Source organism: Schlesneria paludicola DSM 18645, assembly GCF_000255655.1.
Classification (GTDB): domain Bacteria; phylum Planctomycetota; class Planctomycetia; order Planctomycetales; family Planctomycetaceae; genus Schlesneria; species Schlesneria paludicola.
Genome location: NZ_JH636435.1, coordinates 2,950,325 through 2,974,868, shown reverse-complemented (window position 1 = coordinate 2,974,868; position 24,544 = coordinate 2,950,325). Strand labels below are relative to the sequence as shown.

The following is a 24,544-nucleotide window of genomic DNA, read 5'->3' as shown; positions in this document are numbered from 1 at the left end:
AACCGGGACGGCAGAATCACAGCCAGTACAGGCATGCGAGTGCCAGCAGGATTCGATAGTAGCCAAACGGACTCAATCCGAATTTGCTGAGTGCTCCGACCATGAATCGCACGCTGACGACGGCCGCGACGAAGGCGACAAAAAGGGCGATCAGTGGCGTCGTCATGCCATAGTCGGCGATCATATCCTTTCCGTGCTTCAATCCTTCATAAGCGGTCGCTGCCGACAGCGTGACCAGCCCCAACAAAAAACTGAACTCAACGGCGGCCATCATCCGCATTCCGGTCCACCGGCATCCCAAAATGGTCGCGAGACTGCGGCTGAACCCCGGCCAGAACGCCAGGCATTGCATGATGCCGACAAACAGTGCGTCACGAACAGACAGTTGCGTCAATTCTTTCCCGGTGTCTTGGTTCTGCTTCATGCCAAACAGAGACTGAGCCAGAATGAGGACGCCGCCGACGAACAAGCCGATGGCAACTGGTATGACACCGAACAAATGCGCCTTGATCCATTTGTTGAACAGCAGGCCGATAACGGCCGCTGGAAAGAATGCAACCAGCAAGTTGAACAGCAGCTTAAGGCCTTCGGGATTGCGTCCCAACATGCCCGCGACGATCTGTCGGATTCGGCCGAAATACAGCACCAGCACCGCTAGAATTGCACCGGATTGAATACAGATGGCCAACGATTCGGCCGCGTCCTTTTGTCGTTGGGTGGTGTCCATTCCCAGCAAGTGCACGGCAATCAGCAGGTGGCCGGTGGAACTGACCGGAAGGTATTCCGTCACTCCCTCGACAAATCCCAGCGCCACCGCCTGGAACGGGCTCAGCGTTGCACGGGCTGGTTCGGGCGATTCGACCCTGGCCTCGGTTTGCGCGTACACCTGACGTGCCGTCAACAGAATTGCCATCAGTAGCAGGCAAACAATCGTCCGCGAAATCTTCATTCAGCTCTTTCCAAAGGCGTCCAGTTTGATGACACGATCCGGGCAACACAACAAACCGGCCGAAAATCATGAGGCGCCTTGAGGGGACGGGGACTGGCTTCGCAAGGTGCCTGTCCCCGTTCCCTCAACACACCGATACGGTCTCCGCGTAATTCTTTCGGATTCCCATCGGACCGTATCAATTCAAGTGGCAGGAACGATGACGAGGATGCCTCGACGCGTCAAGGACATTGGCGCAGGTCACGCACGAGCAAGCTTACGAATCCACCGTAATTGATGGGCCGGATCGATGCGTCTATGAGAATTTGAGGCGTCGAGCCGGCTTGCCACAGGCTGCTAAGCGAACAGCTGATGTACGACATTTCCTTCCACGTCCGTCAGGCGGAAATCGCGACCCGCATAGCGATAGGTCAACCGTTCGTGGTCCAACCCCATCAGATGCAAGATCGTGGCGTGCAGGTCATGGATATGAACCTTATCCTCGGCTGCGTAGTAGCCATAGTCATCGGTCGAGCCATACCTCAGCCCGCCCTTGACACCCCCGCCCGCCAGCCACATCGTGAATCCCTCGCAATTGTGATCGCGTCCGTTTTGCCCTTCGGCCGTGGGCGTTCGGCCGAATTCACCGCCCCACCAGACCAGTGTGTCTTCCAGCAACCCGCGCGCTTTCAGGTCGCGCAGCAATCCGGCGATCGGTTTATCAACCTCGCGTGCGTTCTTCTCGTGACCGTTCTTCAAGTCGCTGTGTTGATCCCATTGAACGTTGCTATCGCTATGAGTCACCTGGATGTAACGCACACCCCGTTCGGCGAATCGACGTGCCATCAGGCACATCCGGCCAAAGTTGGCGTTCACCGGGTCGTCCATGCCGTACAGCTTCTGCGTCTCTTCAGACTCGCTCGACAGGTCTTCAACCAGCGGCATCGCGGTCTGCATACGAAATGCAAGTTCAAACGAATTGATTCGAGCCTCAAGTGATGGCTCCAGGCCGCTGACCGCCTGATGCTCGCGATTCATCTGGTTCAGCCGTTCCAACTGCATCCGCTGGACCTCGCGTGAGACGACGGAATTGCTGATGTAACGTACGCGCGCCTTGTCTGAAGGTACACTCGCGTTGCCGAGTGGTGTTCCTTGATAGGCGGCGGGCAGGAAGGCCGATCCCCAATTATTGATTCCGCCATGGCCGAGCGTCGGACAAATCGTCACGAATGCTGGCAGATTGCTGTTATCCGTTCCCAATCCATAACTGATCCAAGAGCCGATACTCGGTCGCACAAAATTATCGCTGCCCGTGTGAAGCTTCAGCAGTGCTCCGCCGTGTGCAGGGTTCGTGCCGTGCATTGAATGGACAAAACACATGTCATCGACGCACTGGGCCACGTGAGGAAACAGATCGCTGACCCAGGCACCTGATTCTCCGTATTGTCGAAATGCCCATGGCGATTTGAGCAGATTACCGGTGCTGTTGAATTGGACACGCGGTTTTGCAAACGGCAGGGGCTTGCCATCGTCGCGGTCCAGCAGAGGCTTCGGGTCGAACGTGTCGACGTGTGAGGGCCCGCCCGTCATGAACAGGAAGATGATGCGTTTGGCTCGTGCGGGGAAATGCGGGGCTTTGGATGCCAGCGGGTCAGCGGCGAGAGCACTTTCTGACAGCAGGGACGACAGAGCCAACGATCCGAATCCTGCCGCCGATTGTTTCAGCCAATGTCGGCGTGAGACCCTGCTGGTCAAAGACGCACCGCTCAAGTCCGATTGCATATCAACCTCGTTCACTTGATGTAGACGAATTCGTTCGAGTTCAAGATGACATGGCACAGGCTTTCCCAAGCCACTTGTCGATGCTGTTCCGGTGCGCCCGCAGCTTGCCTGACCGCGTCGGAGATCCGGCCGACGAACTGCAAGGATTCCGTGATTTCGTCGCGTGAGGGAACGCGTCCCAGCGCGATCTCATAGGCACGAATTACCCGTGCCGAGTCATCGCTTGCCGGCTCTGCCAATAAGTCACGAGCAAACTCCGTACTGCTGCTCGCGACAAGATCGCTGTTCATCATCAGAAGGGCCTGCGGAGCAATCGTCGTTGTGACCCGGTCGCCGGATGGAACCGCCGCGTCGGGATAGTCGAGCAATAGCAGCACATCGTAAACGTTGTTCCGCACGATCGGTTGATAGACCGATCGGCGTCGACTGTGATAGTCGGTCAAGTCTTTCGAGGTATGGTCGAAGAAGAACTCACGATTCTTCACCTTTAATAGCGATCCTCCGAGCGTTCGATCCAATCCTCCACCGATGGCAATCAACGAATCACGGATCGCTTCCGCTTCTAGCCGCTTGATATTGGCTCGGCCGAACAGTCGATTTTCTGGATCATGTTCGATGAGATCGTGATTTGCGCGGCTGTCGAGCTGATACACGGACGAACCCAGGATCTGGCGGTGCAGTGCCTTCAGCGACCAGCCCTGACGCATGGTTTCTCGCGCCAGCCAGTCGAGAAGGTCGGGATGCGACGCCTGTTCACCGAGCATCCCAAAATTGTCGGGCGTCCGAACGAGCCCTTTGCCGAAGTGCCACCGCCAGAGGCGATTCACCAGCACACGACTCGTTAATGGGTGCTCGGGGTTCACCAACCATCGTGCCAGTTCCAGACGACCGCTGGATGTCGCTGCGAATTGGGGCGGTGTCACACCCGCGACAACGTCCGGAACGCGTCGCGACACCACGTCACCCAGTTTCTGTGGGTTGCCGCGAATGTGAATCGCCACATCGACGATCGCGTCCTCGGTCACTCCCATGGCCGACGGAATCACCGGAGCGAGCTTTTCAAACGCGGCCAGTTCGTCTCGCAACAATTTCAGCTCGGACTTGGTCGCATCGGGATAGCGGTCTTCCAGTTTTTCCGGCACCGCCTGCTCAGGCGTCAGCGAGGCCTTCACCAACCCATCGGCTTTTTCGGTGAACGATTGAAGCGTCTCCTTCTTTTTGGCGACGTCGGCATCGTGAACTGCCTTCTGTGCCAGGATCTCGGGTGTCGGCGTGGGATTCTCATGCCACTGCGCGATCTTCGTGTATTGATCCATCGTGCGCGTGCTTTTGAAGATTCCCGCCAGACCGTAGTAGTCGGCCGTCAGAATCGGATCGAATTTGTGATCGTGGCAGCGTGCACATCCGAGTGTCAGACCCAGAAAGGCGCGGCCGACGGCGTCGATTTGCTCGTCGATAATGTCCATCCGCATCTTGGATTCGTCGACTTCTGCCAACACCTTGGGACCGATGGCGAGAAACCCCGTCGCGACCAACATGCGATGCCGGTCGGCGTCGGTCGTGGCGGTCAGCAAATCGCCCGAGAGTTGCTCCAGTAAAAACTGGTCGAACGATCGATCTTCATTAAACGAAGAAATCACATAGTCACGATAACGCCACGCATTCCCATGCGCAATATTTTCGTCGAGACCGTTGGAGTCGGCGTAGCGTGCGACGTCGAGCCAATGTCGGCCCCATCGCTCGCCGTAGGCAGGAGCGGCCAGCAGGCGATCAAACAATCGTTCGTCGGCGTCGGGACGGTCATCCTGCAAAAATGCCTCGACTTCATCAGGTGTCGGCGGCAATCCGGTCAGATCGAATGTGGCCCGGCGAATCAACGTCCGTTTGTCCGCCCGTTCCGCGGGAACGAGATTCTCGCGTTCCAATCGGTTCAAAATGAACTGGTCCAGCGATCCGCGTCCCCACGTCGAGTTTTGTGTGAGCGGCACGGCCGGACGCTGGAGTGGTTGAAACGACCAGTGATTTGGATCGCGGTACTTGCCCTTGGCGGCGGCCGATGCAGGGTAGGGGGCTCCCATCGAAACCCAGCGAGTGAGATCCGCGATCTGTTGATCTGTCAGCTTCTCTTTCGGAGGCATCTTGACGTTGTCGTCGGTATGGCTGACGGCACGAATCAACAAACTTTCGCCCGGCGCTCCCGGTGCGATCGCCGGGCCGGAATCGCCGCCCGTCAAAATTGTTTCGCGAGAATCGAGACGCAGCGATCCCCATTGTTTGTCTGCACCGTGGCATTTATGACATTTGTCGACCAGGAGCGGGCGGATCGACGTCTCGAAGAATCGGATCTCTTCCGTCGACACTTCCACGTCCGCCCAACTGGCGCACGGCAGGACCAGAACTGAAACGACAATGACGATCAGACTGCCAAATCGCATTCGCTAGCTCTCCACAAGTCATTTGCGAGACATTCAACAGTATGACAGTTTTGTCATGAGTTCGCGAGTGGAATCGGACATCCCGTGATGCTGGCACGGCATCAAGAATGGTGAACAGGTCACCGCCGTTGGTTCGCTCGTTCGCGGGTTGAAACCGAGTGAAGTGGGCTGCGTCGGCCTTCGAAATGAATTCTCGGCAAGCCTGGCCAGCTTCGGTGTGAAAAACGGATTCAGATCGATAGTCTGGCTCAATGCATTGTCGTCCCGCCATTTGCAGCGACAGTGCACCAGCATCCATTCTCGCCGAAATACATCCCGGTTGTTGTCATTCCAATCGTCCCATTCAAGGATCTTCGATGCATCGCTTGATCAGAGTCATTGCTTTCGCGGTTGGTCTGCTGGTCGTCTCGACGGTTCAGGCAGAACGAATTGATCTGACGCGCGCGGTTGTGGTCATCCGAAGCGGTGATCTTCCTGCTGCCGAAAAGGTGGCCTCGACCATCTTGACGGAAGAAATTGCCCGGCGGACGGGACTTTCCTGGAAAGTGGTCAGCGAATGGCCCGCCAAGGCCGATGTCGTGATTGCGATTTCCACCATCGCGAATTCGCCGACCTGGGTCGGTCACGTCTCGACCGCTTCCTCGACAGTTTCTTCCAAGGCCGAGTCGTTCGCGATCACAGTGGCCGCGGCAGCAGGCGGAAAGCCCGCCACAATTGCCATCACTGGTTACGACGCGCGCGGTGTCATGTTCGGTGTGGGCAAGCTGCTTCGATCGGTCGATTGGAAGTCGGGCGCCGCTTCGATCGGGGCTGATTTTCAGGCGGCAGAAACGCCCGACCGTCCGCTCCGCGGTCACCAGGTTGGGTACCGGGATACGGCCAATAGCTGGGACGCCTGGACCTACGATCAATACGAGCAGTACTTTCGCGAGATGGCGATCTTTGGTGCGAACGCGGTTGAGAATATCCCGTTTCAAGAAGATAAGCCCAGCCCATTGTTCAAATATACGCGCGACAAAATGAACATCAAGTTCGCCGAACTGTGCGACAAATACGACCTGCAGCATTGGATCTGGCTACCCGTCTTGATCAACCTTCCAGATGAAGACAAAGAGGTTGAGTTCCTGAAACAGCAAGCAGAGTTCTACACCAAGATCAAACGCCTCGACGCCATTTTCGTTCCCGGTGGTGACCCCGGCAACAACAAGGCGAACGTCCTGCTGCCGCATCTGGAACGAACGGCGGCCCTCGTGCGGAAGTCTCATCCCACTGTGAAAATCTGGCTGTCACTGCAATACTTCAAGCCGGACGACGTCGAGTTCCTCTACAACTACCTTGAGCAGCAGAAGCCGATCTGGTTCGGCGGACTGGTGATGGGACCCAGCAGTCCACCGATGGAACCGACCCGGATACGACTGCCAAAAAGCTACCAGTTGCGGTGGTATCCCGATATTACGCACAGCGTGCGCTGTCAGTATCCCATCCCGTGGCTTGACCCTGCTTTGGGAATGACACTTGGTCGTGAACCGGTCAATCCCCGACCCGTCGATTACACCGACATCTATCAGATGGACTACCGTTTTACCGATGGATTCCTCAGTTATTCTGACGGCGTCCATGATGACTTCAACAAGAGTCTCTGGACGCAGCTTGGGTGGAATCCGCTCGTCAATCCCCGCGATGTCGCACGAGAGTATTCGCGATTCTTCTTCGGGGCCGAGCTGGCGGAAATAGGAGCGGACGGCCTGTTCTCGCTCGAATCCGATACGCGCGGTGCTCTGGCCGATCGAGGTTCTGTCACGGCGACCTATCTGCTTTGGAAAGAGATGGAGCAGCGTCTTCCCGCGCCGGGAAGCAAATGGCGATTTGGCATGCATCTTTTCCGAGCTTATTACATGTACTTCACTCGGAACCGCTTGATTTACGAGACCGACCTGGAACGTCAGGCTCTCGCGAAGCTCGACGAGGCTGACAAGATCGGTGCAACTCCCGCGATGACGAAGGCGCGTGCTGTGCTCGAACTGGCCAAGTCGCAGCCCGCCGAACCCGAATTGATCAAACGCCTGAATCAGTTCGGAGAAGAACTGTTTAGGGAAATTGGTCTGCAGACCAGCGTACCGAAGTACAAGGCGAACAATTCCCAGCGCGGCGCGGTGCTCGATTTTCTCGACTATCCGCTCAACAATCGCTGGTGGCTGGAAGATCAGTTCGACAAGATCGAAACGATGTCCGATCCGAAAGCCCAACTCCGGCGGCTCTCGATCGTTCGGAACTGGGAAAATCCCGGTAAACAGGGCTACTACGATGTGCTGGGGCACGTGGGCAAATCACCCCGCGTCATGAAGCTGTTGACCGCGGGCGACATCATGCGACACGAAGACGAAGTTCCTGCACCCAATCAGCGATGGATGCGCGAAGTGAAGACGCCACTTCGCCAAGCCTGGCATGCCTATCTTTACAGGCTGACGCAACCGATGACGTACAATGACCTCGATCCCAATAGTCCTTACGTCGTGAAGCTGTTCTCGCAGCGGTCATCACCGCTCGTCATCGACGGAGTGAAGGCCAAACTGCTGTCCACGGGAGAAACGTTCGACAAAGTGACTGAGCAGATTTTCGAAGTCCCACTCGAAGCAACTCAGGATGGACGGATTATCCTGACCTGGGAAAAGCTGGACGAAAGCGACCTCAACTGGCGCGATCGACACTATGTCACCGAATTGTGGGTCATGAAGAGGCCCACAAACTGAACCTGGGCTTAGCAGTCTGTTGAAGTAACGGGGGTTGGCTCCGGCCAACATAAAAAACGCCATGACATCGTCAACGCCAAGGTGCCAGTCCCCCCTTACTTCAGCAGGATGTTAGAGCCCGTTGATCGATTGGCAAGGTCCGCGCCATCCCCCCTCGCCGCGTCCATCCTCTCCCATCCATCCCCCTCGTTACCAAGCTCTGCGTTGGTAACGCCTCTTCTCTCAGTCTCTGCCGAACAAGAAAGTGACTGGAGATCTTCCCGCGTCCATCCAGGGTAAGAAGCGTTCCCAAGCGGAAGCTTGGGAACGAGGTCAATGCCGTTTCAAAAATCGGCTCGGAATGGGCGTGACGGATCAGATTCGCGAGAATCCGCGCCTTATGCCAGCTTCACATTCTCGGCGCACGGGCCTTTTTGCCCCATTCCTTCTGTGTACGTGACTTTTTGGCCCGCACTCAGTTGATTGAATTCGGTCCCTTGAACGGCCGAAGAATGGAAGAACAGGTCTTTGCCATTGTTGGTCGTGATGAATCCGAATCCCTTGTCCAAAACCTTCTTGATGATACCTTCGGCCATGTCTCTGTTCCCCGGAATTAGGTGTGATCGGGATTCTTTCCGGCGACGATGCCGAATTGCGTCCGTCAAGTGAATACACCTAGCATACCACGTTCTGCGTGTTGACAGCACGTCACCCCAGTCTTACGCTCCCCAAGTATTTTCTAAGTTTCAACTTTCGGAAGAAAAGGACGGGAAAACACCGTGCCAGACCAAGCGACCGAGGAGGACGTCAAGCACTTTATCTATGGATCAGCATCCACTCCTGACTCATACGACGAAGATGACGACGAAGACGACTTCGGCGACGACGAAGAGTTCGACGATGACTTTGATGACGAATCTGACTCGGACGACGATTTCGAAGACGATGATGATGATGACGACGACGACGATCAAGATGACGACGAGGATGACGACGACGAGTGAATCTCGTCAGGCGGGGGGACTCGTGGACGCAAACTCTTGCGGTCAACCTCTCGCGGTCGCATGTCAGGCCACATGAAATGCCAGTGCCACAAACACTCAGGCCTGTGTCGTCGTTGGTGAATCTCTCATCGCAACGTCAGTTTGCGGGGGCTTCGTCGCGCGTTTCATGTGGCTGTTGAGACGATGGATTTGAAGAGTTCAAGCAGCATTGCCAGGTCCACCGGCTTCACGTAGTAATGGTTGAACCCCGTCTCTTCCTGGCGTTGGCGATCGGCGTCACTGGGGGTGAAGCCCGTCAACGCACACATCTTCACGCCCGCGAAGTTGGGAAGCTCCCGCAGACGCTTGGCGACCTGATAGCCATCCATTCCAGGCAGCCCGATATCGAGCAAAACCACATCGGGCCGTGAATTGGCCGCCATTTCGATCGCCGTCGGACCCGTCCGAGCCACTTCGATCCGATGCCCGTAAAGCCGTAGCAACAAACTCAGGCTGTCGGCGGCGTCGACGTTGTCCTCGACGATCAGGACGTGAAGCGGAGGACCGGTATGTTGTCCCGGCAGCAAGGCGGTTGTGGACTCCGGCGCCGATGGGTTTGGCATGACGGGAATTTTGATCGTGAATTCACAACCTTTCCCCAGTCCAGGGCTTGCGGCTTGAAGTCGGCCGTCGTGCATTTCGACCAGATTGTGCGCCAATGCCAGGCCGATCCCCAGCCCTCCATAAGATCGGCCGAGCGAACCGTCGACTTGGCTGAAGAGTTCGAAGACGTGTGGCAGCATTTCCGGGGCGATCCCAATCCCGTTGTCACGCACCCGAATGACTGCGTCATCCCCCTCTCGGCTGACGGTCATTCGAATCAATCCACCCGTGTCGGTGTACTTCGCAGCATTGTTCAGCAAGTTCACGATAACCTGCTCCAGTCGCGCGGGGTCTGCCTCCACCCAGATGGAAGCCGTCGGAAGTGACACGGAAAATTCGTGTCTCCGGGCATCCATGAATGGTCTGGACGTCTCGGCCGCGTGATTGGCCACGACGCGCAATTCCACTTCTTCCTTGGTCAGACGCAGTTTGCCCTTGGTGATTCGGCTGATGTCGAGCAGATCATCGACCAGCCGAACCATCACTCCCACTTGTCTGTCGATGATGTTCCCGGCTTGTTCGATAATGGGATCGGTCGTCGACATGTGTCGCAGGATACTAAGCGCGTTGACGATTGGTGAGAGCGGGCTGCGAAGTTCATGAGACAGTAACGCCATGAACTCTTCTTTGCTGCGATTGGCCTCTGCCAGCCGATCTCCCCGTTTGAGCTGCGCCTCCAACGCATCATGATCCGTCAGATTGTGCATGACTCTCGCAAACGATCGAACCTGCTTGTGCTCATCGAGTAGCGGAGTCACGATCGCCTGGCACCAGAACCTCGTACCATCTTTACGGACCTGGAAGCACTTGTTGTCAGCGCGACCCTCCGCAAGCGCCGTCTTCAACTCATGTTCCGGTTGTCCTGTCAGGATTTCGTCAGGTGGAAAGAAGCGGGAAAAATGCTGTCCGATAATTTCGCCGGACTGATATCCGAAAAGGTGCTCGGCACCGACATTCCAACAAATAAGACGCCCCGCTAAATCCATCAGGAAGATGGCATACTCTTTCGCGTCCTCGGCAAGCAGATGGAACCGTTCTGCAAGTTCTCGATTGGACACGGGAAGGTCTGAGGACATTGCTTCTACCTTTTCAAATCTGATCGTTTGCCATCTTCATGGCTCATGAAATGAGCCGCTTCAGGCCCCGCGGCACCTCGCAAAGCTCATGGCGCTAATCAATGCCATGGAACCCATTCTCCTATTTAGAATGGGCGGCAAAGGCCGAACCTTCTCGTACGTCGGCGTGCCAGATTGGTTAAGTGGACGTCACGCGAACATGACGTTCAGATAAGAAATAGAGGCCGTCCGGCTCGATTCACAACACTGCGATATTCGGGAACAGGCTGCTGCTTAGCCCGAAAAAGGCACAACGTCGATTGCGTCAACGGGCCTAATCGTTGCGATTTCAATCTCCTCGCCCCCAGCCTACACCCGCTGTCTGACGAATGCGAGGTCGATATCCCGCTTGGCCCCGCAAATAACGCATGACAACGTGCGAATCTTCGAAGAGGGCCGGGAAACATCGGACCAGAATGATCTGGCATAGAAATGTCTCGATCCGATCGTGAGGCTGGCAAGGAACTTCGATTCCACCGCTGGACAGGGGTGCAAAGACTGCTCGTCTTGGAACTTAAATCCGACAACTCTCATCACAGCGAGGCGGGCGGCATGCGACGAACGTGGCTCAAGGGCATCGTCAACGTCTCAAAGCGAACACAACGTGGGACGCTTGCTCGGAATGATGATTGAAGCGGGAAAACAACAGGGCTTGCAGGGGGGGGGCGCCGCTCTTCTTGAATTGGTTGCGGACCGTTTCGAACGCTCCCAAGTAATACGAATCTCGCGCGCCCGAGCAAGTTCATCGAATTCCCATGGCTCGCGCGTGTCCGGTCGTTAAGTTGAAGACACGTAATGGTCAGAGGGCTGTTCAGCGACAGGATATTCCGCGACTGCCGTGCCGACTTGGCGGTTCTTATCGCGTTCTCACGCGCTACGGTTCGCGAATTCAGTCATATTGGGGAGAAACATCAGGTGCCGTTCTTGCATCTGAGTTGGACGCGTGAATTGGTGTCGCGAACGGCCTTCCAAACGTTTGGAAACAAGAGGCATTCTGGTGCTGAATGGGCCGCGGAAACGGTTATCATGGGCAGCAAGTTTCGATGATGGTGTCTCCCGAAAAGCGGGGGGCGTCTCAAGCGGGCGAGGCAGGCGTGAATTGAATGGACTATGGCATAGATCGACCAGCTGGTTTTGGGGCGATTGCATGGTTGCCATGGCTGGCACTGGACCTCGGTGACAAGGCTCCAACACGGACAGAAATGTCTGTGCCACCCGGGATTCATTCCAATTGCGGGGCATTAGGGATTGGGACGGGGCGGCCGTCGAAGTTGGTCCAAACGAGGGGCACTGTCGGGGAGCATCGGTCCGAAGAAAGATGATCAAGATGCTCAACAAGATGATCAAATCAAAATGTTGCAAATCCTCATGAAAACAAGGGAAAGTCAAACAAGAAGATCAAAAGGATCAAGGCGATACATTGATGAGCGGTCACCTGTGTTCTTGTCAAATTGGGCAGGGTGATTCTGCGGATCAGAAGACCTAGGGCGAGCATTGAAAAAGAGGCGGGATGACGTGGCGGCGAGTGGCTGTGGGCCGATGTGAATCCTGTCTCTTTCTCCATGTGCTCCAGTCGACTCTCTTCGCGGGAAACGCGACACCGCGATGTCGTTTGCTTTTCACGCTGGGGCAGGTCCGGTAGGCTGAATTGTGCGATGTGCCTATCTTCGTCTGACGTTTTTTGTTTTCTGACCGTTAAGGTGCATCGAAATCACGACCTGCCGAACTGCTCGCAGCGATCTTTCAAGGACCATTGATGCTTCGCCTGACCTCCAGCCTTGTGGCTCTGATTTGTCTCATTGTTCCCTCGTTCACGCATGCCGCGTCGATTGATCTGACCAAAGCCACGATCGTCATTCGCCAAGGCAATCTGCCCGCCGCCGAGAAGATCGCTCCCACGATTCTCACCGAAGAAATCGCACGCCGAACAGGGGTGCAGTGGAAGGTCACGACCGAGTGGCCCGCTTCGGCGGAGGCGATCATCGCGATTTCGACTCTTGCGGAACCGCCGGCCTGGAATGCACGGATTGCAGAAACGGTCTCCTCGGTGCCCAAGCAGGCCGAAGCGTTTTCGGTCACCGTCACACCTGCTGTAAAGGGGCAGCCCACCGTCGTTGCGGTCACGGGATTCGATTCTCGAGGTGCCATGTTTGGTGTCGGAAAGTTGCTGCGATCACTGCAGTGGAAATCCGGCGCCGTGTCGCTCTCCAGTGAATTCCATGCCCATGAATCGCCCAGTCGCCCCCTGCGAGGCCACCAGATCGGTTACCGCGATACCGCCAACAGTTGGGACGCATGGACCTACGAGCAGTTCGATCAGTACTTCCGTGAAATGGTGATTTTTGGCGCAAACGCCGTCGAGAACATTCCGTTTCAAGAGGACATCGTCAATCGTTTGATGAAGTACTCACGCGAAGAAATGAATGTGAAGTTTGCCGAGCTTTGCGAGAAGTACGACCTCGCCCACTGGGTCTGGGTGCCCGTTCTAATCCCGCTGCCTGACGAAGCCAAAGAAGCCGAGTTTCTCAAGCAGCAGGAGAAGTTCTATCGCCAGATCAAACGACTCGACGGCGTCTTCGTTCCTGGTGGTGATCCCGGCAACAATCACGCTGCCGTCTTGCTACCGTTCCTTGAACGGATGGCGGCACTTCTCGAGAAGCATCATCCCAAGGCAAAGATCTGGTTGTCGCTGCAGCACCATCTGAATACCCCTGAAGATGTGAAGCTCGTCTATGACTATCTCGAAACGAAAAAGCCCACCTGGTTCGGCGGTTTGGCGATGGGACCAGGTTCGCCCCCGATGGAATTGACGCGTCAGCGTCTGCCCAAGCAATATCAATTGCGCTGGTATCCAGACATCACACACTGCGTTCGCTGCCAATACCCCGTGCCGTGGATGGATCCAGCGATCGGACTGACCCTCGGCCGTGAACCGGTCAACCCTCGCCCGGTGGATTACACCGATATCTATCGAGCGGATTACTCATTCACCGATGGATTCTTGACCTATTCCGACGGGGTGCACGACGACTTCAACAAGAATTTGTGGTCGCAACTTGGTTGGAACCCCGAGGCTGATCCACGTGACATCGCGCGTGATTATGCGCGATTCTTCTTCCGATCGGATGTCGCGGAAGAAGGGGCAGACGGACTGTTTGCACTCGAGTCTGACACACGCGGGCCCCTGGCCGAGAACGGTTCCATGGGGGCGACCTTCACGCTTTGGAAAGACTTGGAAAAACGCCTGCCGACCTCTGGCAGCAAATGGCGATTCCGTATGCATCTCTTCCGCGCGTACTACGCGTTCTTCAGCCGGAATCGTCTGCTGTACGAAAACGAACTGGAACGACAGGCACTCGAAAAGTTGGTCCAAGTCGACAAACTGGGCGTCAAGCAGACTCTGCAAGACGCGCGCGCGATTCTGGCACGAGCGACCACGCAGCCCAACGATCCTGAACTGATCGCACGGCTGAAGGCGTTCGGCGACGAACTGTTCGCCGACATCGGCCTGCAGACGAGTGTTCCCAAATACAGTGCTTCGGGAACGGAACGCGGTGCGGTGCTCGACTTCCTGGATTATCCGCTCAATAACCGCTGGTGGCTGGAAGATCAGTTCGATGCCATTGAGAAAATGACCGACGCCAAAGAGCAGCTCAAGCGACTGGATGCCGTCCGAAACTGGGAAAACCCGGGCGAGGGAGGGTACTACGACGTCGTGGGGCATGTGGGTCGCTCGCCTCGACTTGCCAAATTGCTGATGTTCGGCGATGTGGTGCGTCACCGCGCCGAATTTCCGATCCCGGTTCAGCGCTGGTTGGATGTGAAGCGGAACGGACTGCGACAAGCGTGGCATTTGTATCTCGATAGCTTCCCGCACGGGCTCGATTACAACGATCTCGACACGACCAGCCCGTACATCGTGAAACTGTTTGCTCAGTCGGATTCGCCGCTATTGATTGATGGTGTGAAAGCGAAGCTGCTGAAGAAGGGAGAGACCTACGATCGCGTCACCGAGCAGATTTTCGAGGTGCCGCTCGAAGCGACCAAAGACGGGCGGATCACGCTGACATGGGAAGCCCTCGACCAGCGACATCTCAACTGGCGTGACTGGCACTATGTCACCGATATCTGGGTGATGAAGCAGCCAAAGTAGGCCTGAAACAGATGACGGGGCTGGCTGCCATTGATGAGACGGCCCCGATCCTTCCCATGAACAATGTTTCCAAATGGACAGAACGGAGCAGGGGAACTCTGATGTTGCAACTGGACACTTTGCGAGAATCGTTGAAATACGAAGGCGGAATCAGTCGTCGTTGGTTCATGGCGTACGGCGCGGCGCTCGCTTCAATTCCCTGGATGAACCGGGCCGCCCTCGCGCAAACCCGGCCGCGATTCGACACGAATCCGTTTTCGCTCGGGATTGCGTCGGGTGACCCCGACAGTTCCAGCGTGGTCTTATGGACACGCTTGGCCCCCAAGCCACTCGAACCGTTTGGCGGGATGTCCAAAGAGCCCGTACAGGTCAGTTGGGTGCTGGCCGACGACGACAATATGCGGAACGTCGTGGCGAAGGGAACTGCCATCGCCACACCTCAGTTGGGGCATTCCGTGCATGTCGAGGTGCATGGGCTGAAGCCTGATCGTTGGTACTGGTATCGATTCCGTGTGGGCGATGTCGAGAGTCCGCTCGGTCGGACTCGAACGCTTCCCAGTGCCGACGCGGTCAAAGACGAACTGAAGTTCGCGTTTGCGTCCTGTCAGCATTTCGAGACGGGGTATTACACCGCGTATCAGCATATGGCCGAGAACGATCTGGATCTGATCTTTCACCTCGGCGACTACATCTATGAAGGGGGTGGGCGAAAAGACCAGGTTCGACAGCATATTGGCAGCGAGATTCATTCGCTGAATGACTATCGCGTGCGCCATGCCCAGTATCGTGGCGATCCCCAGTTGCAGCGTGCGCACAGCAATTGTCCCTGGTTCGTCACTTGGGACGATCACGAAGTCAGCAACAACTACGCGGGTGAGATCTCGGCGAAAGAGAATGTCGATACCGCCGAGTTCCTGCTTCGTCGAGCCAATGCCTATCAGGCCTACTACGAAAACATGCCGCTCCGCCGCCGCTCGCTGCCGACCGGTCCGCACATGGAACTGTACCGCAGCGCGTCATTTGGACAGCTTGCGGAATTTCAGATTCTCGATACACGGCAGTACCGATCCGATCAGCCAAACGGGGATCGCCGTTCACCCTTGAATGAGGAAGCTCTCAATCCACGAAATTCCTTGCTGGGCGCGAAACAGCGGGATTGGTTGCAAGCTTCGTTGTTGCAGTCGCAGGGGACGTGGAACATCCTCGCGCAGCAGGTGATGATGGGGCTGGTGGGGTTCACAAAGGACAGCGACCCTCTGTCGTATTCGATGGATCAGTGGCCGGGCTACGCCGCCGAGCGAATCGCGCTGATGCAGTTCATGGCCGATCGACGAATCCCTAACCCCATCGTTCTAACGGGGGATATTCATTCAAACTGGGTCAACGATTTGCGCGTCGATGACCGCAATCAAGAGACGGAAATCGTCGCAACAGAATTCGTGGGAACGTCGATCTCCAGCGGAGGAAAGGGGATTGATCGGCGCGAAGGCCATGATCAATTGCTGTCTCAGAATCCTTTCATTCGCTTCCAGAATACGCAGCGCGGATATGTCCGTTGCCGCGTGACACCGGCCGAGTGGCGGTCGGACTATCTGGTCGTCGACGATGTCACCGTCGCTGACGGTAAGACTTCAACGCGTGCCTCGTTCGTGGTTGAGGCCGGACAAGCCGGTGCCAAGCTCGTCTGAATCAGGTTGAAAATGGTCCTGTTCGTGGAGGCAGCAGGAGGTGAACGGCCGGCCATTCATTTTCCCGTTGATTTCCGAATCCCTTGTCAGGTTCCGGTTTGCCACGGACGTGATTGCCTGCGATAATCCTTTCAGTGCCCGCCGTAACAATCCGCAGATTGTCCCGCCTGAACTTTTGCTGACATCTTAAGGAATGGAGCCCGAGGCCTGACTGCAGCCACCTTGGGCCATGACGACGCAACATCCTCTGTGAATCGAGTCGCGTTCGTAAGTGCGCGTTTTCGCTTCTGCCGTCGTGCCGTTCCCGATTGGGAAGCTTGAAGCATGCCATCATTCGTTCGAGTCGCCGTCGCCCTGATCTTCATGACGAGCCTCACCGTCGCGGCTGACTCTCCGTCCACAGAACAGGTTGAGTTCTTCGAAAAACAAGTCAGGCCATTGCTCGCCGAGCATTGTCAGGCCTGTCACGGCGCGAAGAAGGAAGAAGCCGGCCTCCGTCTGGACTATCAGGCGGGATTTTTGAAAGGCACCGACAGCGGTCCGGTTGCTGTGCCCGGAAACCCTCAAGGCAGCCGGCTGATTCAAGTTCTGCTCTATGCGGATAACGACACGCAAATGCCGCCAAAAGGAAAGCTGGCGGACGAACAAATCGCGGTCATCCGTAAGTGGGTCGAGCAAGGTGCGGTGTGGCCCAAGGACTCGGCTGCGGTCGAAGCTTCGGCACAACCGCATTGGGCGTTTCAGCCAGCCCATCGTCCCGAGATCTCTCGCGAGCAGGGTGCTCAAACCCAGACGCCCATCGATTCGTTTGTTGTGGCCAAACTGCGAGAGAAGGAACTCAATCTTTCGGCTGCTGCCGACCGGTATACGCTGATCCGTCGTGCCACGCTCGATATGTGGGGAATTCCCCCCACATTCGCACAGGTGCAGGAGTTTCTTCAAGACACAACACCCGATCATGTTGAGCGCTTGATTGATCGTTTGCTGGCATCGCCGCTTTACGGTCAGCGCTGGGCACGCCACTGGTTGGATGTCGCGCGGTATGCGGATTCCAAAGGCTATGTCTTCACCGCCGAACCGCGCTATCCGTATTCCTACACGTATCGAGACTATGTCGTCGACGCGTTCAATCAGGACACGCCATATGATCAGTTCATCAAGGAACAACTGGCTGCGGATCAAATCGTGGAAGGACAAGCGGCTGGCGCGCCGCCAGCCGCCGAAACGCATGATCCCCGTTTGGCGGCACTGGGGTTCCTGACGGTCGGACGCCGGTATCTAAACAACAATAACGACATCATCGATGATCGGATCGATGTCGTGACGCGCGGACTGCTGGGGCTCACGGTGGGCTGTGCGCGCTGCCACGACCACAAGTTCGATCCCATCCCGACTGCCGATTACTACTCATTGTTTGGCGTATTCGCATCCACCACCGAACCCGAAGAGTTACCGATTATCGGTGTTCCCAAGAATCCCGTCGCCTATCAGCAGTTCCTCCAAGAATTGGCAAAGCGCGAAGCAGAGGTGCTGAAATACGAGCAAGAATCGGTTCCCAAAGTGGCCCAAGAGATTCGGGACGTTGCGGGCGATTGTTTCCAGCAAATCGCGAGGCAGCTTCCGGCTTGGGCTCCAATCCCGGCCATGTTCCACGGTAAGAATGAACCTCGCGGTCCGATTGTTCAGAGATGGAAAGACGCTCTCAGCCGAACGGCAGCGCAGCCTCATCCCGTCTTGGGGACGTGGCACCGACTCGCAGCGATTGCTAAGGCTGAAGAGTTCCCGGGTGAAGTCAATCGCCTGGTGGACTCGTGGTCGAACGGAGAAGAGGCGGCCAAGGTGAACCCGCGCCTGCGTGCGGCCATGACAGAACAGCGACCGAATACACTGGTCGATCTGGCTCGCATTTACGACTCGCTGTTCCGCGCGGCTCAGGGTGAATGGAACGAACTGGTCAAAGCCACACCCGATGCCAAGCAGCTACCCGATAGCTCGATGGAAGAACTGCGGCAGGTGCTCTACGACGCCAATTCGCCCGCGAATTTGACGCTGGACGAAGCGCGAGCGATCTATGGCAATGATATTCGCAACATGGTGACGAACCTCAAGCGGAACGTCGACAACCTGAAGGTAACCTCGCCAGGGGCACCTCCTCGAGCAATGGTCTTGAGCGATGGACCGATCCATGAACCTGTGATCTTCATCCGAGGCAATCCAGGTCGTCATGGCAATCGAGTTCCCCGCCAGTTTCTTGCGGCGGCATCTTCCAGCGAGCGAAAGCCGTTTGCGAAGGGGAGCGGGCGGCTGGAACTGGCCGAGGAAATCGTGGCGGCACGCAACCCCCTGACGGCGCGCGTCATCGTCAACCGAATCTGGCAACATCACTTTGGGACAGGACTGGTCCTGACGCCCAGCGACTTCGGGACGCGAGGGCTGCCTCCAACTCATCCAGAACTTCTGGATTGGTTGGCAGTGGAAACGTCTGGCAGTTCGGGCACCGAGACCTCGCCGTCACCGCATCGCTGGTCGATCAAACGGATTCACCGCTTGATTGTCGGGTCTGCAGTCTATCAACAGTCTTCGACAGAGAATGCCGCTGCCCGCGGTCGCGATCCCGAGAACCGGCTGCTGTGGCGAATGCCCCGAATTCGTCTGGACTTTGAATCGTTCCGTGACTCGCTGCTGGCGGTGGCGGGCAAGTTGGACGACGTGATGGGAGGGCAACCTTTTGACGCGGTCATGAATCCTGGAACCACGCGTCGCACGATTTATGCCTTCATCAATCGCAATGACCTGCCAGGCGTGTTCCGTGCATTCGACTTTGCGGATATTGATACGTCCGCTGCCGAGCGGCCGCAAACGACGGTACCTCAGCAGTCGCTACTGGCGATGAACTCACCGTTCATTCAAGAACAGGCGCGTCGGCTGGCGTCGGATTGCCATTCCGCCTCCGACGACTCGGCAGCGCAGATTCAGACGCTCTATCGGCGAATCGTCTCGCGTGATCCTAACGATGAGGAACGTCAGTTGAGTCTTGCGTATCTACAGTCGGCCCAAACCACGACCACCGAGAAGTTGTCGTCGCTGGAGCGTCTGGCGCAAGTGCTACTGATGACGAACGAATTCATGTTCGTGGACTGACGGCATTCTCGAATGTACGTGCGATCGACATCGCGACGCGCAGGTGTCACGACGGTATCGGCCCTTTTGGGGATTCGTCGCCCTTGATGGTACGGTCCATTACGTCGTTGCGATGGCCCGATCGATTCTCGCTCGAATCTGCTGCCATCGTTCGGCAGACCAGGGTAGAGTGATGCGTCGGACTTGTGGACGAAACGCAATCAACGACAACTCCTGAGGAACGACGCCAAACCATTGCTCGACCGCATAGGCGTAAATGCCCAGTTGCAGTTCGTACGGGGCGAGCAGTTTTTCGTTCGCCGCCTTCAGTGGGAAATCACCCGTCTTGTAGTCCAGGACGTGCCAGCCATTGTCCGTCTCAATCAACAGGTCGATGATCCCGGCGATCATCGGCGTGGATCGCGTCACTGTCGATGGCTCGGCTCCTGATTGTGTTGCTTGCGGTGTCCACGGAAGTAAGAAATCAATCTCGCGATGGATCGACTTGGCGCGTGCCAATTCCGCGTGGAATGGTGACTTAAAAAACGAGCCTAACATCCCGCGGGCCTGCTCAATCAGGGTTTCGTGCGGCTGATCGGGGCTGTGATGGGCGGCACTGATGAGTAACTGTTCCCAGTTGTCGACGTTCCGAAAATCGACTCGTTCCAGTACCGAATGGACCAGCGTGCCAAGTGCGCTTGCCATATCGAGGTCGACCACCTCGCCTTCAAGATCAATGGATCGTTTGTTTCCATGCGAATGAGAAATCGCATTCAGTTCCGCGTCGATCGCCTCGAGTCGTGAGACGCTGGTTACAAACGCATCGCTGGTATCGCGTCCGAAAACCCGGGCTGAGGTGGGAAATTCGGCAGGTTCCGCGGTCAGCACTTGCTGCGGAAGTTCGCCAACAGCAATTTCTCGTGCGGAAACTGCTTCGGCGATTTTCGCGTCGCACGGTACGCGATGAACCAGCACTTCGGGAATCGTGGCCGGATCCGCTGTCGCGTTAGCCGACGCACCGAGAAGCGCATCGAACTTCAGCAGCCCGGTCTTGATGTCAAAGCGGGATTCGACCACGTTCATCCAGGGGGAATGCGAAGACTTGCTCGTGTCGAGGCCCGCCGAAAGGATCAGGTAGTCGGCAGCGCGCGTGCAGGCAACATAAAACAGTCGAATTGTTTCTTCAGAATCGGCTTCTTCCTCGGCCAACAGATGCATGCGTAGCGCAAGATTTTTGGGTTCGTTGCCAAACTGCTGGGGAAGCGTGACGAGAGGGCCCAGGTCGGGGTGCAGCACCGAATCACTGGATCGTGGTGGTCCCTTCCGGTCGATATCGGCGACGATGACCACCGGGAACTCGAGTCCTTTGGATTGATGGATCGACATCAGGCGAACGACGTCGCCCGATTCTGGCAGCGTCGTGGCAAATTCTTCGTCTGTCTCGTCCAGGACCGATGTCTGAAGCCTCGTGACGAAGTCCTTGAGGGTGAAGAATTCGCCTTTGTCGAATTGGCGGGCCATTTCAATCAGTTTTCTCAGATTGGCCAGCTTGCGACGTCCCAGGAATTCCGCCAGTAGAGAGGCATCGTAGCCGGTCCGTTCGATGGCCCGATTTAGCAGGTCCGTCAAGGGAATGCGATCCTTGCTCGCGCGCAGTTCAGACAGGATGCGCGCGGCGAACGCAATTCGTTCACGCTGTGACTCAGGTAGATGAGTGGGGGGCTCAAGGTACAGATTTGTATGGAGTGAACTTGCAAACCGCGAATACGATGTCGAGGGCAGGGGGCCTTCTGCGTCGGAATTGGCTCGTGGATCGGTGAGCGGATCGTCTGCTGATCGGAAGACGATGGCGTGAATTGCGTCATCGTCCAGATTGAAGAAGGGGGACCGCAGCACTCCCATCAATCCAATCAGGTCGTCACAGTCGTCCAGATAGCGGCACAGGTTGAGCAGATCGAAGACTTCCTGCTGCGCAAAAAACGCCTTGCCTCCGACCAGGTAGTATTCGATCCCGAATTTGCGGAGGGCCGACTCGTATTCCTGAACACTGGAGAGCGCCCGGAACAGAATCACGATGTCGCCCGGTTCGGTTCGTCTCAGAAGCGGGCGACCGCTCGCATCGCGATTCTTCGTGCGGATGCGAGGTGTCGGGTCGTTGAGCAGCGACGAAATGCGGCGCGCGATCCAGTCGGCTTCCCGTCGACGCAACTCTCCCGCCTTCGGTCGCAGGTCATCGTCGCCCAAGGATGCGCCGCTTACCGAATCGTTGGCCGAAGGATCCATCTCGGCCGCATCAAACGTCGCGAACAAGAATTCGATCGCCGGTGTGGGTGAGTACTGCTCCTCGCGGAAAGGCTGCAGTCCCTCGTATCCCTCCATTGCAGAGGCAAACATCTGATTGACGAAATTCAGCACCGCAGGCTGGCTGCGAAAGTTGATGTTCAGCGGAAGGCGACCGGCGGCCGGCAACTCGGCACTCATCGTGGCAAAGACGGTCGGATCGGCCCGTCGAAAACGATAAATCGACTGCTTGCGGTCGCCCACCATGAACAGCTTGCCACGGGTCATCGCTTCGCCGCACAAAAATCTGACGACATCCGCTTGAACCGGATCGGTGTCCTGAAATTCGTCGACCATCAGCAGTCGAATTCCGGCGGCAACTCGTTGCCGAACGTTGGGATGGTCGCGAAGCAGATTGCGAGCGTGAAGCAACAAGTCGTCGAAGTCGAGCACGCCTTGGGACCGCTTTGCAACGGCATAGGCATTTGCGGTTTGTTCGGTGAGACGCAGCGCCCGGCAGGCGATCTCGGCGGCCAGCGTCACGTCGCCTTCCTCGAAACTCAGGTCCTTCTTCAGGCCATCGATTGCCGCTCGCAATTTTGTGAATGCCTCTTTGACCTGTTCTTGTCGCTCTTTCGAGATCCAGTCTTTTTCTGTACCCCCGCCGACCACCGTCGCGTTCTCGCGAACGAGGGTCAGCGATTCCAGTGGATCTTCCCAAGGAATTTGAATGGGCAGCAATGTGGCGAGATTTGCAATCCGTTCGACCATCTTGTCGCGAGTGCAGGGGGCGCCGGAAATCAGTTCCAACACGCGCGCGACGAGAGGTGATTCGCGGAAGGTCCGGATCAGTTTTGGGGCGACTTCCGTTCGCCACTTTCGTAGCCAAGCCGCAGCCAGTTGTTCGGGTGTCGTCTCCGCAAATGCACGAAAGTCGATTTGGAATCGCTGAGCCGTCAGGTTTCTGAGGAGATCGCGCGTTCGTTCCAGTCCGTAAAGCACGACAAACTGGACTGCGTCCGGATCGCGAAGTTCGAGTAACCCATTGAGAGTATCGCGGACGACATGTCGCAAAAGCGTGTCGGCAAGCGCGGGTTCAAGTACGGAAAAGGAGGGGTCAAGCCCCGCTTCGACGGCTTGCGAGCGAAGCAGACTGGTACAAAACGAATGGATTGTGCTGATTCGAGCGGAATCAAGTCCCCGCAAGATCTCCAACCAATGATCGACAGCTTCGCTGGGGCAGTGACGCAATCGTTCGTGGCACGCGGCGCGAATTCGGTCCCGCATCTCTCTGGCGGCACGGTCTGTGAACGTGATCGCAACGAGCGAGTGCAGACTGACGTCACGCCCTTCCGTCGACGACGGCTCCAGACCCGCCAGAAACCGCTGCGTCAGGACAAACGTCTTTCCGCACCCTGCGCCGGCGGAAAGGGCAATCGATACGTTTCGCGTCGTAATTGCGGCGGATTGCTGGTCGGTAAACTGCGGTTTTGCATCCATGGGCGCATCGATTCTTCGAGGGAGACGCTTTTTTTGTGCTCATCATGCCATTCTCGACGGCAGAATACGTCCTTTGCTCCCACGAGAGCAGTCATTGGCGGTGGAGTCACGACCGTCACGATCGATTTTTTGGTGTCATGAACATCGAGCCCGCGCCGCGAATACACAACCAACATGAATCTGCTCGATCCCGTAGTTGAAAGCAGGTCTCCTGATGGCTCTTTGCGTATTGTTTTCCTTAAATATATGTGTGTTTTGATGTTACGTTGCGTGTTGCGGCCACGAATCCAGCCAGCTTGATGTGGAGATCACGCGTGTTTGCTACCTTTGACGGCTCATTTTGCCAGAGATCTCAGGATTCTGTGCTGTCGAAGCTCTTCCACTTGAATGTGAAAACAAAAGTGTTTAGAGTTCCGAGCTCGCGACCGAAACCTTTCTGGGGTTTCGTCGGGGCGTATAGCTCAGTTGGCTAGAGCGCAGCTCTGATAAAGCTGAGGTCCGTGGTTCGAATCCACGTACGCCCACTGGCGGGGATGTAGCTCAATTGGGAGAGCGCCGGCTTTGCAAGCCGGAGGTTGCCGGTTCGACCCCGGTCGTCTCCATGGGTTACTGAAATCAGTAGCCCGCAGGGTCATCTGAAAAGTTGGTCCGCTGGGTGACTCGTAAGAGTTGCTCAGGAATCGCTCGAAAGTGCGGTTCGACGGGAAGTGTGAAAAACGAAAAGATTTCTGCCGGACAGTTGACGGCCAATCTCTTCCTGACTAACATCTCCCTCCCGCGTCGCCGCCAGCAAACGCTGAACGCGACGTAAAGCTCTTTAACAACTCGGTTTAAGCGATAAGAACTTGGTGATCTCACCAGTTGTCTTGGCGGCAATTTTCATGAATTGCGAATAGCTAAGGCAAGGGAATCTGCGTGAGATTCTGAAACCAAGTGGTCAAGTTATTAAGGGTGTGTGGAGGATTTCTCGGTGCCAAGAGGCGATGAAGGGCGTGGAAGACTGCGATAAGCCTGGGGAAGCTGTCAAACGAGCGTTGATCCCGGGATTCCTGAATTATTGCATGCTGAATTCATAGGTATGCAAGGCAAACCCAGGGAACTGAAACATCTAAGTACCTGGTGGAAAATAAAGAAAGTTCGATTTCCTGAGTAGCGGCGAGCGAAACGG

The 24,544-nt window shown here is 56.5% G+C and carries 11 protein-coding genes and 2 tRNA genes; 7 read left to right on the top strand and 6 right to left on the bottom strand.

Going from position 1 to position 24,544, the window contains the following annotated elements; translation table 11 throughout:
* Nucleotides 1–16 precede the first annotated feature (16 nt).
* The 3 genes from OSO_RS0130680 to OSO_RS0130670 all read right to left on the bottom strand — a co-directional run bounded on the left by OSO_RS0130680 (nucleotide 17) and on the right by OSO_RS0130670 (nucleotide 5,145).
* A complete protein-coding gene (locus tag OSO_RS0130680; RefSeq protein WP_010586752.1) occupies nucleotides 17–949 on the bottom strand; it encodes an undecaprenyl-diphosphate phosphatase in 933 nt (310 codons plus the stop codon).
* A gap of 336 nt (nucleotides 950–1,285) precedes the next feature.
* Nucleotides 1,286–2,710 (bottom strand): DUF1501 domain-containing protein, encoded by a 1,425-nt coding sequence (locus OSO_RS0130675; protein WP_010586751.1) that lies wholly within the window; start codon nucleotides 2,708–2,710, stop codon nucleotides 1,286–1,288.
* Between the two features lie 11 nt (nucleotides 2,711–2,721).
* Nucleotides 2,722–5,145, bottom strand: a complete 2,424-nt coding sequence (locus tag OSO_RS0130670; RefSeq protein WP_010586750.1) for a PSD1 and planctomycete cytochrome C domain-containing protein — start codon at nucleotides 5,143–5,145, stop codon at nucleotides 2,722–2,724.
* 356 nt (nucleotides 5,146–5,501) lie between these two features.
* On the opposite strand from OSO_RS0130670, the gene OSO_RS0130660 reads away from it, so the two are divergent.
* Nucleotides 5,502–7,895: a hypothetical protein gene (locus OSO_RS0130660; protein ID WP_010586748.1), complete on the top strand. Its 2,394-nt coding sequence runs from the start codon at nucleotides 5,502–5,504 to the stop codon at nucleotides 7,893–7,895.
* Between the two features lie 377 nt (nucleotides 7,896–8,272).
* Here OSO_RS0130660 and OSO_RS0130655 read toward each other — a convergent pair whose 3' ends face one another.
* On the bottom strand, nucleotides 8,273–8,470 hold the full coding sequence (locus OSO_RS0130655; RefSeq protein ID WP_010586747.1) for a cold-shock protein: 198 nt from the start codon (nucleotides 8,468–8,470) through the stop codon (nucleotides 8,273–8,275).
* A 183-nt stretch (nucleotides 8,471–8,653) separates the two neighbouring features.
* On the opposite strand from OSO_RS0130655, the gene OSO_RS51430 reads away from it, so the two are divergent.
* The gene (locus OSO_RS51430) at nucleotides 8,654–8,878 is read left to right on the top strand and encodes a hypothetical protein (protein WP_010586746.1); all 225 of its coding nucleotides are present in this window, start codon (nucleotides 8,654–8,656) and stop codon (nucleotides 8,876–8,878) included.
* Nucleotides 8,879–9,042: 164 nt separating this feature from the next.
* On the opposite strand, the gene OSO_RS45830 is transcribed toward OSO_RS51430, so the two are convergent.
* Entirely contained in the window at nucleotides 9,043–10,596 is a 1,554-nt protein-coding gene (locus tag OSO_RS45830) for a hybrid sensor histidine kinase/response regulator (protein WP_010586745.1), read from the bottom strand.
* Between the two features lie 1,795 nt (nucleotides 10,597–12,391).
* Between OSO_RS45830 and OSO_RS0130630 the strand changes: the two genes are divergently transcribed.
* The 3 genes from OSO_RS0130630 (at nucleotide 12,392) to OSO_RS0130620 (ending at nucleotide 19,617) form a co-directional block, all read left to right on the top strand.
* Nucleotides 12,392–14,788, top strand: coding sequence for a hypothetical protein (locus tag OSO_RS0130630; RefSeq protein WP_010586742.1), 2,397 nt, complete (start codon nucleotides 12,392–12,394; stop codon nucleotides 14,786–14,788).
* 101 nt (nucleotides 14,789–14,889) lie between these two features.
* Nucleotides 14,890–16,476, top strand: a complete 1,587-nt coding sequence (locus OSO_RS0130625) for an alkaline phosphatase D family protein (protein ID WP_040593413.1) — start codon at nucleotides 14,890–14,892, stop codon at nucleotides 16,474–16,476.
* 324 nt (nucleotides 16,477–16,800) lie between these two features.
* A complete protein-coding gene (locus tag OSO_RS0130620) occupies nucleotides 16,801–19,617 on the top strand; it encodes a PSD1 and planctomycete cytochrome C domain-containing protein (RefSeq protein WP_010586740.1) in 2,817 nt (938 codons plus the stop codon).
* Between the two features lie 99 nt (nucleotides 19,618–19,716).
* On the opposite strand, the gene OSO_RS0130615 is transcribed toward OSO_RS0130620, so the two are convergent.
* Nucleotides 19,717–23,376 (bottom strand): UvrD-helicase domain-containing protein, encoded by a 3,660-nt coding sequence (locus OSO_RS0130615; protein ID WP_010586739.1) that lies wholly within the window; start codon nucleotides 23,374–23,376, stop codon nucleotides 19,717–19,719.
* Nucleotides 23,377–23,826: 450 nt separating this feature from the next.
* Between OSO_RS0130615 and OSO_RS0130610 the strand changes: the two genes are divergently transcribed.
* Nucleotides 23,827–23,900 (top strand) — tRNA-Ile (locus OSO_RS0130610).
* A 5-nt stretch (nucleotides 23,901–23,905) separates the two neighbouring features.
* Nucleotides 23,906–23,978, top strand: a tRNA-Ala gene (locus OSO_RS0130605).
* Nucleotides 23,979–24,544 lie beyond the last annotated feature (566 nt).

Bases quoted from the DNA above. Each gene is read 5' to 3' on its own strand.
- OSO_RS0130620 (WP_010586740.1), top strand. From the start codon at position 16,801: ATGCCATCATTCGTTCGAGTCGCCGTCGCCCTGATCTTCATGACGAGC.
- OSO_RS0130680 (WP_010586752.1), bottom strand. From the start codon at position 949: ATGAAGATTTCGCGGACGATTGTTTGCCTGCTACTGATGGCAATTCTG.
- OSO_RS0130655 (WP_010586747.1), bottom strand. From the start codon at position 8,470: ATGGCCGAAGGTATCATCAAGAAGGTTTTGGACAAGGGATTCGGATTC.
- OSO_RS0130615 (WP_010586739.1), bottom strand. From the start codon at position 23,376: ATGGATGCAAAACCGCAGTTTACCGACCAGCAATCCGCCGCAATTACG.
- OSO_RS45830 (WP_010586745.1), bottom strand. From the start codon at position 10,596: ATGTCCTCAGACCTTCCCGTGTCCAATCGAGAACTTGCAGAACGGTTC.
- OSO_RS0130660 (WP_010586748.1), top strand. From the start codon at position 5,502: ATGCATCGCTTGATCAGAGTCATTGCTTTCGCGGTTGGTCTGCTGGTC.
- OSO_RS0130625 (WP_040593413.1), top strand. From the start codon at position 14,890: ATGTTGCAACTGGACACTTTGCGAGAATCGTTGAAATACGAAGGCGGA.
- OSO_RS0130670 (WP_010586750.1), bottom strand. From the start codon at position 5,145: ATGCGATTTGGCAGTCTGATCGTCATTGTCGTTTCAGTTCTGGTCCTG.
- OSO_RS0130675 (WP_010586751.1), bottom strand. From the start codon at position 2,710: ATGCAATCGGACTTGAGCGGTGCGTCTTTGACCAGCAGGGTCTCACGC.
- OSO_RS0130630 (WP_010586742.1), top strand. From the start codon at position 12,392: ATGCTTCGCCTGACCTCCAGCCTTGTGGCTCTGATTTGTCTCATTGTT.